Source organism: Streptomyces sp. NPDC104831 (assembly GCF_055583025.1).
In genome coordinates this window covers 112276-127556 of record NZ_JBVJOT010000001.1, presented here as the reverse complement: position 1 = coordinate 127556, position 15281 = coordinate 112276, and the positions used below count along the sequence as shown (strand labels likewise).

Annotated in this window: 10 protein-coding genes; 7 read left to right on the top strand and 3 right to left on the bottom strand. The window is 73.9% G+C overall.

All coding sequences use genetic code 11. From position 1 onward, the window contains the following. Positions 1–52 precede the first annotated feature (52 nt). On the bottom strand, positions 53–385 hold the full coding sequence (locus ACZ63H_RS00530; protein WP_469860748.1) for a WhiB family transcriptional regulator: 333 nt from the start codon (positions 383–385) through the stop codon (positions 53–55). Positions 386–766: 381 nt separating this feature from the next. Here ACZ63H_RS00530 and ACZ63H_RS00525 point away from each other — a divergent pair, with 381 nt between their 5' ends. The 4 genes from ACZ63H_RS00525 (at position 767) to ACZ63H_RS00510 (ending at position 5432) form a co-directional block, all read left to right on the top strand. Next, positions 767–1378, top strand: coding sequence for a response regulator transcription factor (locus tag ACZ63H_RS00525; RefSeq protein ID WP_003948568.1), 612 nt, complete (start codon positions 767–769; stop codon positions 1376–1378). Positions 1379–1909: 531 nt separating this feature from the next. After that, positions 1910–2497, top strand: a complete 588-nt coding sequence (locus ACZ63H_RS00520; RefSeq protein ID WP_030601058.1) for a sigma-70 family RNA polymerase sigma factor — start codon at positions 1910–1912, stop codon at positions 2495–2497. A 163-nt stretch (positions 2498–2660) separates the two neighbouring features. After that, entirely contained in the window at positions 2661–4169 is a 1509-nt protein-coding gene (gene guaB, locus ACZ63H_RS00515; protein WP_469860746.1) for an IMP dehydrogenase, read from the top strand. 138 nt (positions 4170–4307) lie between these two features. Further along, on the top strand, positions 4308–5432 hold the full coding sequence (locus ACZ63H_RS00510; protein WP_467932461.1) for a GuaB3 family IMP dehydrogenase-related protein: 1125 nt from the start codon (positions 4308–4310) through the stop codon (positions 5430–5432). Positions 5433–5594: 162 nt separating this feature from the next. Here the strand turns inward: ACZ63H_RS00510 and ACZ63H_RS00505 are convergent, their stop codons facing one another. Next, positions 5595–6803: a nucleotide sugar dehydrogenase gene (locus ACZ63H_RS00505; protein ID WP_469860744.1), complete on the bottom strand. Its 1209-nt coding sequence runs from the start codon at positions 6801–6803 to the stop codon at positions 5595–5597. A 279-nt stretch (positions 6804–7082) separates the two neighbouring features. Between ACZ63H_RS00505 and ACZ63H_RS00500 the strand changes: the two genes are divergently transcribed. Next, on the top strand, positions 7083–8789 hold the full coding sequence (locus ACZ63H_RS00500; RefSeq protein WP_469860742.1) for a glycerol-3-phosphate dehydrogenase/oxidase: 1707 nt from the start codon (positions 7083–7085) through the stop codon (positions 8787–8789). A gap of 87 nt (positions 8790–8876) precedes the next feature. Here ACZ63H_RS00500 and ACZ63H_RS00495 read toward each other — a convergent pair whose 3' ends face one another. Further along, positions 8877–9944, bottom strand: a complete 1068-nt coding sequence (locus tag ACZ63H_RS00495; protein ID WP_469860740.1) for a serine hydrolase domain-containing protein — start codon at positions 9942–9944, stop codon at positions 8877–8879. 170 nt (positions 9945–10114) lie between these two features. Between ACZ63H_RS00495 and ACZ63H_RS00490 the strand changes: the two genes are divergently transcribed. After that, positions 10115–12196, top strand: a complete 2082-nt coding sequence (locus ACZ63H_RS00490) for a serine/threonine-protein kinase (protein ID WP_469860738.1) — start codon at positions 10115–10117, stop codon at positions 12194–12196. Positions 12197–12359: 163 nt separating this feature from the next. Beyond that, entirely contained in the window at positions 12360–15131 is a 2772-nt protein-coding gene (locus ACZ63H_RS00485; protein WP_469860736.1) for a protein kinase, read from the top strand. Positions 15132–15281: the final 150 nt, after the last annotated feature.

The following is a 15281-nucleotide window of genomic DNA, read 5'->3' as shown; positions in this document are numbered from 1 at the left end:
ACGGCGCGCGCACGCACCCGGTGGACGGACCCTGGTCTGCTGAAACGTTCCTTCAGTGATCCTGGGCGGTGTCCCCGCCGGCGGCGGAGGAGGCCGTCACCAGCCGGTTGCGCGCCCGCCCCATCAACTCCTCGCGCTCGTCCTCGGTCAGGCCGCCCCAGACGCCGTACGGCTCGCGCACCGCCAGCGCGTGCGCCGCGCACTGCGCGCGGACCGGGCACCTCATGCAGACCTCTTTGGCCGAGTTCTCACGAGCGCTCCGAGCCGCCCCGCGCTCGCCCTCCGGGTGGAAGAAGAGCGAGCTGTCCACGCCGCGGCAGGCGGCCAGCAGCTGCCAGTCCCACAGGTCCGCGTTCGGCCCGGGAAGGCGGGAGAAATCTGCCATTACGTGACCCCTTGTCGCCGATCTGGGCGGGTACGGTGCCAACGACCGTACATCTCCGGTCTAAGGAGATGAAAATATGACTCATTGCGAATCTAGCCCCAGACACTACGAAGCGGGAAGAAAAGGGGCCAAATGGGTCATAGGTTGTGATGAAAAGTTGAGAGTCCGCCGGGCATACCGGCACCGTGTCGGTCCCCTCACATAGAGTGCCGAAGACGGCACGCGGCCCCGTAACTCTTTCGAGTGACCGTCGTTGAGAGTGCGGAGGCGGTTGAAAGAAGAAGCGCTCGGGCAGGCGTCCGAGACGGTCGACCGCACAGGTGACGATTCCGTACCAGCCTGGAGGCTCAAGGTGACGCGCATCAGCTGCGGAGGGCGGTCATGACATCCGTCCTCGTCTGCGACGACTCCCCGCTTGCCCGAGAAGCGCTCCGCCGCGCGGTCGCGACCGTGCCCGGTGTCGAGCGTGTGACGACGGCGGCCAACGGCGAGGAAGTCCTCCGCCGCTGGGGCGCCGACCGCTCCGACCTCATCCTGATGGACGTGCGCATGCCCGGTCTGGGCGGCGTCGAGACCGTGCGCCGGCTGCTGTCCGCCGACCCGGGCGCACGCATCATCATGCTCACCGTCGCCGAGGACCTGGACGGCGTGGCCCTCGCGGTCGCCGCCGGCGCCCGGGGTTACCTGCACAAGGACGCCTCACGCGCGGAGCTGCGGGCCACCGTGACGCAGGCGCTCGCCGACCCGACCTGGCGGCTCGCCCCGCGCCGGCTGCGCTCGGCGGAGATGGGCGCGGCGCCCACGCTCACCGCGCGCGAGATCCAGGTCCTGGAGGGCATGAGCCACGGCCGCTCCAACGCCGAGATCGGCCGTGAGCTGTTCCTCTCCGAGGACACGGTCAAGACGCACGCCCGCCGCCTGTTCAAGAAACTGGGCGCCTCGGACCGCGCCCACGCGGTGGCCCTCGGCTTCCGCTGGGGCCTGGTCCGGTAACCGGCCCGGACCGGGCGCCGCGCTCGACGCCCCCGTGGCCCCCTCTCCGGACGACCCGGCAGAGGGGCCGGGCGGGCCCGGATGCCCCGTCGCCGGGCCCGGGGCCGCGCGGACGGCGTACGCCCGCTGCCGCTGTCCCGCGGTGCGGCGACGGGGCGTTCCGGGTGTCGCCGCACACATGCGCCTCGGTGTGTGACCGGTCGTACGCACCGCCCTACGCCCCGGCGCGCGGGAGATCGCGGGGGCGCCGCGGCGCACGTCGGCGCCGTCGGTGTGGCGGGCGCGACCGGTCGCCGTACGCCTCGCGGGACGCGCCCCGCGACGGCGCGCGCGAGGCGGCCGGCCGGACGCGCGCTGCTCGTTTCGGCGCGGATGCCGCATCCTTGAGATGTGGAGTCTCTCGGGGACGAGTCGGTCGAGCGGAAGGGGAGGGCGCAGGGGATGAGTGCCGGCGCACCTGCTCATAACGCTTCGGTGCACAACCACGAACACGATGCGGCGGACCGCACGGCCACAGGGCACCATGGACCGATGCGCGACGACGAGGCGGGCACGGCCCCTGGGGCGATCGGTGCGCTCGTGCATCGTGCCGTCGACGGGGACGAGCAGGCCACGCACGATCTGCTCGCCCGGGTCCACCCGCTGGCGCTGCGCTACTGCCGCACCCGGCTGTCCCGGCTCCCCGGCGACGCCCGCCACTTCGTGGAGGACCTCGCCCAGGAGGTCTGCGTCGCGGTCCTCCTGGCGCTGCCCCGCTACCGCGACACCGGCCGCCCCTTCGAGGCGTTCGTCTTCGCCATCGCCTCCCACAAGGTCGCCGACCTCCAGCGCGCCGCGATGCGCCACCCGGGATCGACGGCCGTGCCCTCCGACGAGATGCCCGAGCGGCCCGACGACTCCCTCGGTCCCGAGGAGCGCGCCCTGCTCAGCAGCGACGCCGAGTGGGCCAAGAAACTCCTGGCCAACCTGCCGGAGAACCAGCGCGAACTGCTTCTGCTGCGCATCGCCGTGGGCTTGACCGCGGAGGAGACCGGTCAGATGTTGGGAATGTCACCCGGCGCGGTCCGCGTGGCCCAGCACCGGGCGCTGAGCCGTCTCAGAGCGCTCGCCGAGCAGTAACCCGCCGGGCGGGAGCCGCCGTAGCTCCGCCGCCGCGCCCGCGCACCGAGGGATTCGTAGGAAGATACGAAGCCGGAAGCGAGCCCTTACCGTGGAATTTGCTAGCGACGCTTCCCGTTAGCATGGACATCCGCACCGATCAAGGCCATTTGGGGAAGGTGTCATGACTGCCAACGTCGACGGAGTGCCCGGTAAATTCGCGACACTCGGGCTGACCTACGACGACGTGCTGCTGCTGCCGGGCGCGTCGGACATGGCGCCCGACGAGATCGACACCGCCTCGTACGTCTCCCGCAACGTGCGGGTCAACATCCCGCTGCTGTCCGCCGCCATGGACAAGGTGACCGAGTCCCGCATGGCGATCGCGATGGCCCGCCAGGGCGGTGTCGGCGTCCTGCACCGCAACCTCTCCATCGAGGACCAGGCCAACCAGGTCGACCTGGTGAAGCGCTCCGAGTCCGGCATGGTGACCGACCCGATCACCATCCACCCGGAGGCCACGCTCGCCGAGGCCGACGCGCTGTGCGCCAAGTTCCGCATCAGCGGTGTCCCGGTGACCGACGGCGACAAGAAGCTCCTCGGCATCGTCACCAACCGCGACATGGCCTTCGAGAGCGACCGCAGCCGCCGCGTGCACGAGGTCATGACCCCGATGCCGCTGGTCACCGGCAAGGTCGGCATCTCCGGCCCGGAGGCCATGGAGCTGCTGCGCAAGCACAAGATCGAGAAGCTGCCGCTGGTCGACGACGGCGGTGTCCTCAAGGGCCTGATCACCGTCAAGGACTTCGTCAAGGCGGAGAAGTACCCGAACGCCGCCAAGGACGCCGAGGGCCGCCTGCTGGTCGGCGCGGCGGTCGGTGTGGCCGGCGACGCCTTCGAGCGCGCCCAGGCCCTGATCGAGGCCGGTGTCGACTTCATCGTCGTGGACACCGCGCACGGCCACTCCCGGCTGGTCGGCGACATGATCGCCAAGATCAAGTCGAACTCCTCCGGCGTCGACGTCATCGGCGGCAACGTCGCCACCCGCGACGGCGCCCAGGCCCTGGTCGACGCGGGCGCCGACGGCATCAAGGTGGGCGTCGGACCCGGCTCCATCTGCACCACCCGCGTCGTCGCCGGCGTCGGCGTGCCGCAGGTCACCGCGATCTACGAGGCCGCGCTGGCCGCCAAGGACGCCGGCGTCCCGGTGATCGGCGACGGCGGTCTGCAGTACTCCGGCGACATCGCCAAGGCCCTGGTCGCGGGCGCCGACACGGTGATGCTCGGCTCGCTGCTCGCGGGCTGCGAGGAGTCCCCGGGCGAGCTGCTGTTCATCAACGGCAAGCAGTTCAAGTCGTACCGCGGCATGGGCTCGCTCGGCGCCATGCAGACCCGCGGCGACCGCAGGTCGTTCTCCAAGGACCGCTACTTCCAGGAGGGCGTCGCCTCCGACGAGCAGCTGATCCCCGAGGGCATCGAGGGCCAGGTGCCCTACCGCGGCCCGCTGTCCTCCGTCGTCCACCAGCTGGTCGGCGGCCTGCGCCAGTCGATGTTCTACGTCGGCGGCAGGACCGTGCCCGAGCTCCAGGCGGGCGGCCGGTTCGTGCGGATCACCTCGGCGGGTCTGAAGGAGAGCCACCCGCACGACATCCAGATGACGGTCGAGGCACCGAACTACAGCGGCAAGAAGTGACGCGCGCGCACGCGTGAGGCTCTTCGAGGGCGGCTCCGGACGGCTCCGGGGCCGCCCTCGCCGTGCGGGTGGGGGGTCGCCGCCGCAGCCGTCGGCGATACTGGAAGACGCTGAAACGCATCAGGGAAAGGCCAAGACGTGACTGAGATCGAGATCGGGCGCGGCAAGCGCGGCCGCCGGGCGTACGCCTTCGACGACATCGCCGTCGTCCCCAGCCGCCGTACGCGGGACCCGAAGGAGGTCTCGATCGCCTGGCAGATCGACGCCTACCGCTTCGAGCTGCCGTTCCTGGCCGCACCCATGGACTCCGTGGTCTCCCCGGCCACCGCGATCCGCATCGGTGAGCTGGGCGGCCTCGGCGTGCTGAACCTCGAGGGCCTGTGGACCCGGCACGAGGACCCGCAGCCGCTGCTGGACGAGATCGCCGAGCTGCCCGCCGAGCGGGCGACCCGACGCCTCCAGGAGATCTACGCGGCGCCGATCAAGGAGGAGCTGATCGGCGCCCGCATCAAGGAGGTGCGCGACGCCGGTGTGGTCACCGCCGCCGCGCTCTCCCCGCAGCGCACCGCCCAGTTCTCCAAGGCCGTGGTGGACGCGGGCGTGGACATCTTCGTCATCCGCGGCACCACGGTGTCGGCGGAGCACGTGTCGTCCTCGCACGAGCCGCTGAACCTCAAGCAGTTCATCTACGAACTGGACGTCCCGGTGATCGTCGGCGGCTGCGCCACGTACACCGCCGCGCTGCACCTGATGCGCACCGGTGCGGCCGGCGTGCTGGTCGGCTTCGGCGGCGGCGCCGCGCACACCACGCGCAACGTCCTCGGCATCCAGGTCCCGATGGCGACGGCCGTCGCCGACGTGGCCGCGGCCCGCCGGGACTACATGGACGAGTCCGGCGGCCGGTACGTGCACGTGATCGCGGACGGCGGTGTCGGCTGGTCCGGCGACCTGCCCAAGGCGATCGCCTGCGGCGCCGACGCCGTCATGATGGGCTCCCCGCTGGCCCGCGCCACGGACGCGCCCGGCAAGGGCCACCACTGGGGCATGGAGGCGGTCAACGAGGAGCTGCCCCGCGGCAAGAAGGTCGGCCTCGGCACGGTCGGCACGATCGAGGAGATCCTCACCGGTCCGTCCCACACCCCGGACGGCTCGATGAACTTCTTCGGCGCCCTGCGCCGCGCCATGGCCACCACCGGCTACAGCGAGCTGAAGGAGTTCCAGCGGGTCGAGGTGACGGTGGCGGACAGCCAGCACCGGCGGTAACCGCCGGGCGGTCCCCGCGACGCCCCGAGGGCCGGCCGTTCCCGGTGAACGACCGGCCCTTCGGCATGCCCGGGCCGCGCTGCCCGCTGGGACCGCACTCGGCTTTGGCTGGTGAAGTTCCGGAGGAGGTGGATCTTGCGGATCTTCCCGAGCGCTCCCCCTTCACAACCGGTGCGCCGCCCCCGTGGGAGTGGCGCCCCGGGTGTCGAGCAGGAGCTGGGCCTTCACCGACAGGCCCTGCAAGTCGTACGTGCGGTGGTGCTGGAGCAGGATCGTGAGGTCGGCGTCGGCGGCGGCCTCGTAGAGGGAGTCCGCGCGCGGGACCGGGCGGTCCAGGACGTTCCACGCGGGCACGTACGGGTCGTGGTAGCTCACGGACGCGCCGAACTCCATCAGCCGCACTGCGATCTCCCGCGCGGGCGTGCCCTGGAGGTCGGCGAGGTCGGGCTTGTAGGTGACGCCGAGCAGCAGCACCCGGGCCCCGCGCGCGGACTTGCCGTGCTCGTTCAGGAGCGTGGCGGCGCGCTGCACGACGTACCGGGGCATCCGGCTGTTGACCTGCTGGGCCAGTTCCACCATGCGCAGGGTGCGGGTCGCGTGCCCGGTCAGGTCCTGCGCGGCACCGTGCCCGCCGACGCCGGGACCGGGCCGGAACGCCTGGAAGCCGAAGGGCTTGGTCTCCGCGCAGCGGATCACGTCCCACAGGTCCACGCCCAGCTCGTGGCAGAGCACGGCCATCTCGTTGACCAGCGCGATGTTCACGTGCCGGTAGTTGGTCTCCAGCAACTGCACGGTCTCCGCCTCGCGCAGCCCGCGCGCGCGGACCACCTTGTCGGTGAGCCGGCCGTAGAACGCGGCGGCGGACTCGGTGCAGGCGGGGGTGAGGCCGCCGATGACCCTCGGGGTGCCGGTGGGCGTGTGGCCGCGGCTGCCGGGGTCGACGCGGCTGGGGGAGTAGGCGAGGTGGAAGTCGCGGCCGGCGCGCAGGCCCGAGCCGTCCTCCAGCAGCGGGCGCAGGAACTCCTCCGTGGTCCCGGGCAGCACCGGCGACTCCAGGATGACCGTGGTGTGCGGGCGCAGGTGCCCGGCCAGGGTGCGGGCGGCGGCCTCGACCTGGCCGAGGTCGAGGCCGCCGTCGGCGCCGCGCGGGGTGGGCGCGCAGATCACCGCGGTGCGCACCCGGCCGAGCTGGGCCGGGTCGGTGGCGAGCCGGAAGCCGGCGGAGTGCATCCGGCGCAGCTCGGCGGGGCTGAGCGGGCCCGCCTCGGGGCCGGTGGAGTAGCCGGCGGTGCGGACGCCGGCGGCGACGGCGGCCTGGGCGAGCGGCAGTCCGTAGGGGCCGAGTCCGATGACGGCGAGGTCTGCGGGCATGCGTGGCCGTCCTTCCCAATAGCCGAAGCGGGACAGGTGCGCAACCGCTGTGGACAGCATGAGCGGGCGCACTGACAGATTAGGTACACATATGACCGTTATGTGTGATTGTGTTTGTGTGTCTTCCGATGGTTGTGCGCGAGTTGTCCACAGGTCGGGAGCCCGTGGTGGCTGAAGCGGCGCATCGCGGTCATCATTTGGGCATGAGGAGGGCATGAGCGGAGCCACGCCCACCGGGTGCGGCCGACGCGAGCGAGTCAGCGACAGCGGGAGGCAGCGGTGAGGACAGCGACACTGGGGCCGGCGCAGCGCGCCGAGGCACTGGCGGCGATGGCGGAACGCGAGCTGGACGTGCTGGTGGTCGGCGCCGGCGTGGTCGGCGCCGGCACCGCGCTGGACGCGGTCACCCGCGGCCTGTCGACGGGCCTGGTCGAGGCGCGGGACTGGGCGTCCGGCACCTCCAGCCGGTCCAGCAAGCTCATCCACGGCGGCCTGCGCTATCTGGAGATGCTCGACTTCGCCCTGGTCCGCGAGGCCCTCAAGGAGCGCGGCCTGCTGCTGGAGCGCCTCGCCCCGCACCTGGTCAAGCCGGTGCCGTTCCTCTACCCGCTCCAGCACAAGGGCTGGGAGCGGCTGTACGCGGGCTCGGGCGTCGCGCTGTACGACGCGATGTCGATGGCCCGCGGCCACGGCCGGGGCCTGCCCGTGCACCGCCACCTGACCCGCCGTCACGCCCTGCGCGTGGCGCCCTGCCTGAAGAAGGACGCACTGGTCGGCGCCCTGCAGTACTACGACGCCCAGATGGACGACGCCCGCTTCGTGGCCACCCTGGTGCGCACGGCGGCGTCGTACGGCGCGAAGGTGGCCAACCGCGCGCGCGTGACCGGCTTCCTGCGCGAGGGCGAGCGGGTCGTGGGGGCCAGGGTGCGCGACGTCGAGGGCGGCGGGGAGTACGAGATCCGCGCCCAGCAGGTCGTCAACGCCACCGGCGTGTGGACCGACGACACCCAGGCCATGGTGGGCGAACGCGGGCAGTTCCACGTCCGCGCCTCCAAAGGCATCCACCTGGTCGTGCCCAAGGACCGCATCCACTCCACCACCGGCCTGATCCTGCGCACCGAGAAGTCCGTCCTGTTCGTCATCCCCTGGGGCCGGCACTGGATCATCGGCACCACCGACACCGACTGGGACCTGGACAAGGCCCACCCGGCCGCGTCCAGCGCCGACATCGACTACCTGCTGGAACACGTCAACTCGGTGCTGGCCGTGCCGCTCGCCCGCGACGACGTGCAGGGCGTGTACGCCGGGCTGCGCCCGCTGCTGGCCGGCGAGTCCGACGCCACGAGCAAGCTGTCCCGCGAGCACACGGTCGCCCATCCGGCGCCCGGGCTGGTGGTCGTGGCCGGCGGCAAGTACACGACCTACCGGGTGATGGCCAAGGACGCCGTCGACGAGGCGGTGCACGGTCTGGACATGCGCGTCGCCGACTGCGTCACGGAGGAGATCCCGCTGCTCGGCGCGGAGGGCTACCAGGCGCTGTGGAACGCGCGGGCGCGGATCGCCGCCCGCACCGGACTGCACGTGGTCCGAGTGGAGCACCTGCTGAACCGCTACGGCTCGCTGGCCGAGGAGGTCCTGGAACTCATCGCCGCCGACCCCGCGCTCGGCGAACCGCTGCACGCCGCCGACGACTACCTGCGCGCCGAGGTGGTGTACGCCGCCTCGCACGAGGGCGCCCGGCACCTGGACGACGTCCTCACCCGCCGCACCCGCATCTCCATCGAGACCTTCGACCGCGGCACCCGCAGCGCCCGGGAGGCGGCCGAGCTGATGGCACCGGTCCTCGGATGGGACGCGGAACGGATAGCGCGCGAGGTCGAGCACTACGAGAAGCGGGTGGAGGCCGAGCGCGAGTCCCAGCTCCAGCCGGACGACCAGACGGCGGACGCCGCCCGGCTGGGGGCCCCGGACATCGTGCCGCTGTAGGCCGCCGCTCCGCCCCGGCGGCGGAGCGGCCGACATCCACTCGAACGGGTGGCCGGTTTCGGGATCTCCGCTCCGGCCCCGGGCGTTCTACCGGGTGCGGGGGCAGAACGCCCCGGCGAGCAGGGCCGAGTCGAGGCGGGATGCCGGGATCGCGTCCGTGTTCACCCGGAAGGTGAGGACACGCCGGCCGTCGGCGGTGGCCGCGCTGCGCACGTAGCTGCCGGAGATCCGGCCGCTGTGTCCCCACACGGTGGTGCCGCACGGCAGTTCCACCCGCATCAGGCCCATGCCGTACGCGCCGTGTGCGGCACGGGTGTCCAGCATCTCGCGCAGCCGGCGCGCGGGCAGCAGCCGGCCGCCGAGCAGGGCCGCGTAGAAGCGGTCCAGGTCGGCCAGGGTGGTCACCAGCTCACCCGCCGCGCCGGCCACGCGCGGGTCCAGCTCGGTGACATCGGCGCCGCCGGCCGTGTAGGCGCGGCCGTGCGGCGAAGGCAGCGATCCGCGGGACCCGGGAAAGGAGGTGCCCCTCAGACCCAGCGGGGCGATGACACGGCGCTCGGTCTCGGCGGCGTAGGAACGGCCGGTGACCCGGCCGACGACCAGACCGAGCAGGACGTAGTTGGTGTTGGAGTAGGAGTAGCGGCCCGGGCGGGACGGGGGGAGCGAGGAGGCGACGCGCACGGCCTGAAGCGGGGTCAGGGGCACGACGCCACGGGTGGCTTCGGTGAAGTCGGCCAGCCCGCTGGTGTGGGTGAGCAGGGCCCGCAGGGTGACGCGCCGGCCGTCGGTGCCGCGCCCGCGCAGCAGCCCCGGCAGGTGCCGCTCGACGGTGTCGGAGAGGGAGAGCCGGTGCTCCTCGGCCAGCTGGAGCACGACCGTCGCGAGGAAGGTCTTGGTGATGCTGCCGGCCCGGAAGTGGTCGGCGCGGGAGATGCCCCGGCCGGCCGACGCGTACCGCAGGCGCGCTCCGTCGCCCTCGGCGTCCCGGGTCAGCAGGGCCGCCGCGGGTGCCCCGCCGTCGCTGACGAGCAGTGGCAGGACCGTGCCCGTGGCCGCGACCGGAAAGGGGTGCGGGGAGGCGTCCTGAAGGGCCGCCGGGGCGAGCAGTAGCACCAGCGACACCGGTATGCACAGGACTGTCCGAAGCGTCGGCATACCGGTTCCTCCCCTCTTACGGCCCATCATCCCGGTAAGCGGAGCGCCCGCTTCAAGAAGGCTCGCGGGGCGGCGGGGGCGGGGCCCGCCCAGGGGCACCCTGGGCGTCGGGCACTTGCCGGGTGAGAGACAATGGAGGCTCTGTCAGGGCGGGTTGTATGAGGGGACGCATGTCGGAGGCGGAGCGGGCGGGTTCATCTCGTCAGGAGACTCGTCAGGACAAGAGCGAGCGGCGTCTCCTCGCCGGGCGGTACCGGCTGGGGGACGTGCTGGGCCGCGGCGGTATGGGCACGGTCTGGCGCGCCGAGGACGAGACCCTCGGCCGGACGGTCGCCGTCAAGGAACTGCGGTTCCCGTCGAACATCGACGAGGAGGAGAAGCGGCGCCTGATCACGCGCACCCTGCGCGAGGCCAAGGCGATCGCCCGGATCCGCAACAACAGCGCCGTGACGGTGTTCGACGTGGTCGACGAGGACGACCGGCCCTGGATCGTCATGGAGTTGGTCGAGGGCAAGTCGCTGGCCGAGGTCATCCGCGAGGACGGGGTGCTGACGCCGAAGCGCGCCGCCGAGGTGGGACTCGCCATCCTGGACGTGCTGCGCTCCGCGCACCGGGAGGGCATCCTGCACCGGGACGTGAAGCCGTCCAACGTGCTCATCGCCGAGGACGGCCGGGTCGTGCTCACCGACTTCGGCATCGCGCAGGTCGAGGGCGACCCCTCCATCACCTCCACCGGCATGCTCGTCGGCGCCCCCTCCTACATCTCCCCGGAGCGCGCCCGCGGCCACAAGCCGGGACCGGCGGCCGACCTGTGGTCGCTCGGCGGTCTGCTGTACGCGGCGGTCGAGGGCACGCCGCCCTACGACAAGGGCTCGGCGATCGCCACGCTCACCGCGGTGATGACCGAGCAGCTGGAGGAGCCCAGGAACGCGGGTCCGCTGCGGGACGTCCTCTACGGCCTGCTGACCAAGGACCCGGCCAAGCGGCTCGACGACGCCGGGGCCCGGGCCATGCTCAACGCGGTGATCCACGCGCCCGAGCCGGAGGCGATGGACGCCACCCGGGTGGTTCCGCTGCCGGTCCAGCCCGGCGGGCCGGAGGGCAGGCGGGGCGAGGAGGCCGGCGAGAAGCTGCGCGGCGCGCTGCGGTCGGTGCGCAAGGCGGCGGGGGCGGCCACCGGCGCCGCGGCCACCCGAACCAGGAACGGGGGCGGGAGCGCGCCGGCCGCGCCGGCCGTACCGCCTCCGCCTCCGCCGCTCGCTCCGGGCGCGCTGCCGGGTGCCGGGGGCGCCGCCGGCTCCCGGCCCGGTGCCGGTGGTTCCCCCGGCGGGGCGCGGCCCGGTGCCGTCGGTGGGGCGCGCGTGGGTGCCGCAGGGGCGCCCGGTGCCGCCGGGCCGAACTCCAGCGCGAACCGGTCGGCCTCCGGCTGGCCCGTGGTGCCGCCGCCGGACCTGCCGCCGCGGCCGGTGCCGAGGGCGCCGCTGACCGATGTGGTGCCCAGGCGCACGCTGGTGATCATCGTCGCCGTGGTCGTGCTCGCGGTGCTCGGCACCGTGCTGGCCTTCGCCCTGAGCGACAGCGGCGACGACGGCAAGACCGGCGGGGCCAAGCCCGCCGCCGCCGACGCGACCGCCAAGCGGGACGAGGACGCGGCCCAGGACACGGACGCCGGGCCACGGACGGACGGCGCGAGTGCGGTGTCCACCGCCACCGGCTCCGCCGCGGACGGCGCCGCGAGCCCGTCCGCCGACGACCGGGGTGACTCCGACGACCCGGGCGCGTCCGGCGGCAAGGACGGCGGCGAGGACGGCGGGAGCGCGCCGGCCGAGAGCACCCGCAAGGGCGGGCAGGGCTACTCGATCGGCCTGCCCGAGGGGTGGAAGTACCAGACCACCGGGCGCTCCGGCGACCGCTACACGGGGCCCGGCGGGCAGAAGCTGCTCGTCGCCTGGACCGGTACGCCCAAGGACGACCCGGTGGCGGACTGGCGGAACCAGGAGCGGTCCATGGTGCGCTCCCAGTACCACAAGGTCCGCATCGAGAAGGTGGGGTACCGCGGCTGGAACACGGCCGACTGGGAGTTCACCTACGTCGACGGCGGCACCAGGTTCCGGACCATCGACCGGGGGTTCGTGGTGAACGACCACCTCGGTTACGCGCTGATGTACACCGCGCGGGACGCCGACTGGCACGACGACCTGCGCAAGGACACCTGGAAGACGCTGGCGAAGTCCTTCGTGCCCAAGTCGTAGCCGCCGCGCGCCGGTTTGCCGCCCGGGAATCCGTCATCCGCGCCGTGCGGGTTGCCTCCGGCACGTATCGTGAAGGGTCGCGGACCGTACGCGGCCGCAGGCGGGTACGCGACGGGCCGTGACGCGAACGGACACGACCGGACGGGCGGCCGAGGGAGGCACAGTGGACGACTACGCGGGTCGGGTGCTCGCCGACCGCTACCGCCTGCCGCTGCCGCCGTCCGACGCCTGCGAATTCACCGAGATCCGCGCCTTCGACACCTACAGCGGCCAGGAAGTCCTCATCCGGCAGGTGCCGTTGCCGGAGGTCGTCGAGGCCGAGGTGCTGGACGCCGAGGGGCTGCCCGAGGGGTTCACCGCGCGCGAGCGTCCGTACCGGCCGGCCGCGGAGAGCCGGGCCGCCACCCGGCGGCCCGCCGATCCGGTGGTGCGGCGCGCCGTCGAGGCCGCGCAGGCGGCGGCCCGCGTCCCCGACCACCCGCGCCTGGACCAGGTCTTCGACGTGTTCGCCGAGGGCGGCTCCCTGTGGATCGTCAGCGAGCTGGTGGCCGCGCGCCCGCTGGCCGCCCTGCTCACCGAGCGGCCGCTCACGCCGTACCGGGCGGCCGAGGTCGCGTCCGACGTGCTCATGGCGCTCCGGGTGCTGCACGCCCATGGCTGGGTGCACCGCAACGTCACCGTCCGTACGGTCCTGGTCTGCGACGACGGCCGTGTGGTGCTGACCGGCCTCGCGGCCGGTGCGGCGGAGGAGGCGCTCAGCGGGTACGACCCGGTGCCGGCTCCCGAGGACGCGGAATCCGGCGGGGGCGCGGGGGAGACCTTCGGCGCCGGCCCGGCCGGGCGGACGGGGACGCCGGGGGAGATCACGGACGGCACCGGGGTGTCCGCCGGTCCCGCCGGTCCCGGTGGCGTGGTGGATGCCGATCCCGAGGCCGCACGGCGGGCCGCCATCCAGGCCCGCGCGGCCGAGGGGCTGCCGGCGCCGGAGACCGGGGCGGACGTCCGGGCGGCCCGGGCCGGCGCCATCGCCGCGTACCGGGCGGGCGCCCGTGCCGCCGCCCGGGTGCAGGAGGCCCGGCCCGGCCTGCGCCGCGCCCTGCCCGGCGCCCGCCCGCCCGCCGACGGCGACACCGGCACCGCCACCGGTGCGGACCGGACCGACGGTACGGCGCGGCCGCCGTACCCCCCGGACCCGGGCAGCGCGGTGCCGCCCGGTCGGATCGCCGACCCGTACGGCGTGCGCGGCGCGCCCTGGCACGGCGCCGCCCCGCGCACCGGAACCGGCGGCACGCCCCAGGCCCTGGAGGACGGCACGCCCCAGGCCCTGGACGGCGCCACCCGGCGGCTGGGCCTGCCCCCGGCGCGGTCACGACCCGACCGGGTCCCGGCCCAGGCCCACGACACGCCCCGGCCCCCGTCCGACACCTCCGGGCGATCGGCCCCGGACCCCACCGGCCCCGGCGCCGGCCCCACCCGCGCCTTCGGTCGCACCGGCGAGCCGGGCCGCGTCCCCGGTGCCGGCGGCGGGCCGGAGTCCGGGCGTGCCCCCGGCTCCGGCGGGCCCGGTTCCGACGGGTCCGCCCCCCGCCCCGACCTCGCCCCCGTCCGCCCCCACGACACCGGCCGCGCCCCGGAGCCGGTGCCCGGCCGTCCCCCCGCGTCCGCCACGGCCTCGGGCTGGGACGCCCCCGGGCCGGTGCGCCGGGGGCCCGGCACCGCGCTGGCCGCCGAGCGGGCGCGGCAGGTGCGGATGACCGTGGTGGGGCCGGTGACCGAGCGGTGGGCACCGGAGCAGGCCGGGCCCGTGCACGAGAACTGGCAGCTGGCGGCGCCGATCGGTCCGGCCACCGACCTGTGGGCGCTGGGCGCGCTGCTCTTCCGGGCCGTACAGGGACACGCGCCGTACCCCGAGGAGTCCACGGCCGAGCTGGTGCAGCTGGTGTGCTCCGAACCGCCCGCCTTCGCCGAGGAGTGCGGGCCGTTGCGCCCGGTCGTGGAGTCGCTGCTGCGTCAGGACCCCACCGAGCGGCCGGACATGGAGGAGCTGAGCGGCTGGCTGCGCTCCCTGGTGCGGTCCGCGCCGGAGCCGGAGGCCGGCAGCCGGGTCGTCCCCGTGCCGCCCGCCGACCCGAGCCGGCTGCCGATCGTGCGGCGCCGGGGCGAGCTGGTGCGCCGGCGCCGCGCCGGACTGCCCGTCGCCCATCCGCACGGACGGCACAAGCGGGGCCGCGAAGGCGCCGGTTCGCCGCGCAGCCTCGGCCGGACCCTGCTCCTGCTGGTCCTGCTCCTGCTCGCGGGCGGGATCGCGTACGCGATGCTCTTCCTGCCCAAGCAGGAGGCCGGCGGGGACCGTACCGGCGGCGCCGGGCGGACCAGCCCGCTGCCCGCGCACACCCGGCAGCCGACCGCCGGGCGGAGCGCGCCCGCCGGGGGCGCCTCCGCGCCCGCCACCGAGACCCAGACCGGCGGGAACCCGTCCGTGCCCGACGGGTTCACCCTGCGCGAGGACACCGCAGGCTTCCGCATCGCCGTCGCCGAGGGCTGGGACCGCACCCCGAGGAACGGCAGCGGCCAGGTGGTGTACGCACACGGGGAGTTCGAGTTGATCGTTGTACCCGGCCGGGACAGCGCCTCCGCGTACGGCGGCGATCCGATGGCCTACCAGCGGGACAAGGAGCGGGAACTCCAGCCGTACCGCGACTCCAGCTGGGCCACGGCGACCGGGCTGCGGACCACCGAGGTGGGCGGACGGACCATGGCCGAGGGCCAGTTCACCTGGACCGACGGGCAGGGGCGGGACCGGTTCGTGCGGAACATGGCGCTGCTGCTGAACGGCCGTTACCACATCGTCCAGGTGCGCGGTCCGGAAGGCGAACGGGACGAGGTGTCGCGGCTGTACGAACAGGCCGTGGCGACGTACCGCCACACGGGCTGAGCGACGCGCGCCCGGGGCGGTACGCCACCGTCCGGTTCGCCCTCTCGCGGCGAAATGACCATCGTCACAGTGCTGTCACCGGTGCACCCCGCCGGTTCCCTGGGTGGGGGCCGGTCCTTAGTCTGGCCCTGTCAAGAGCATTGCGGGGCA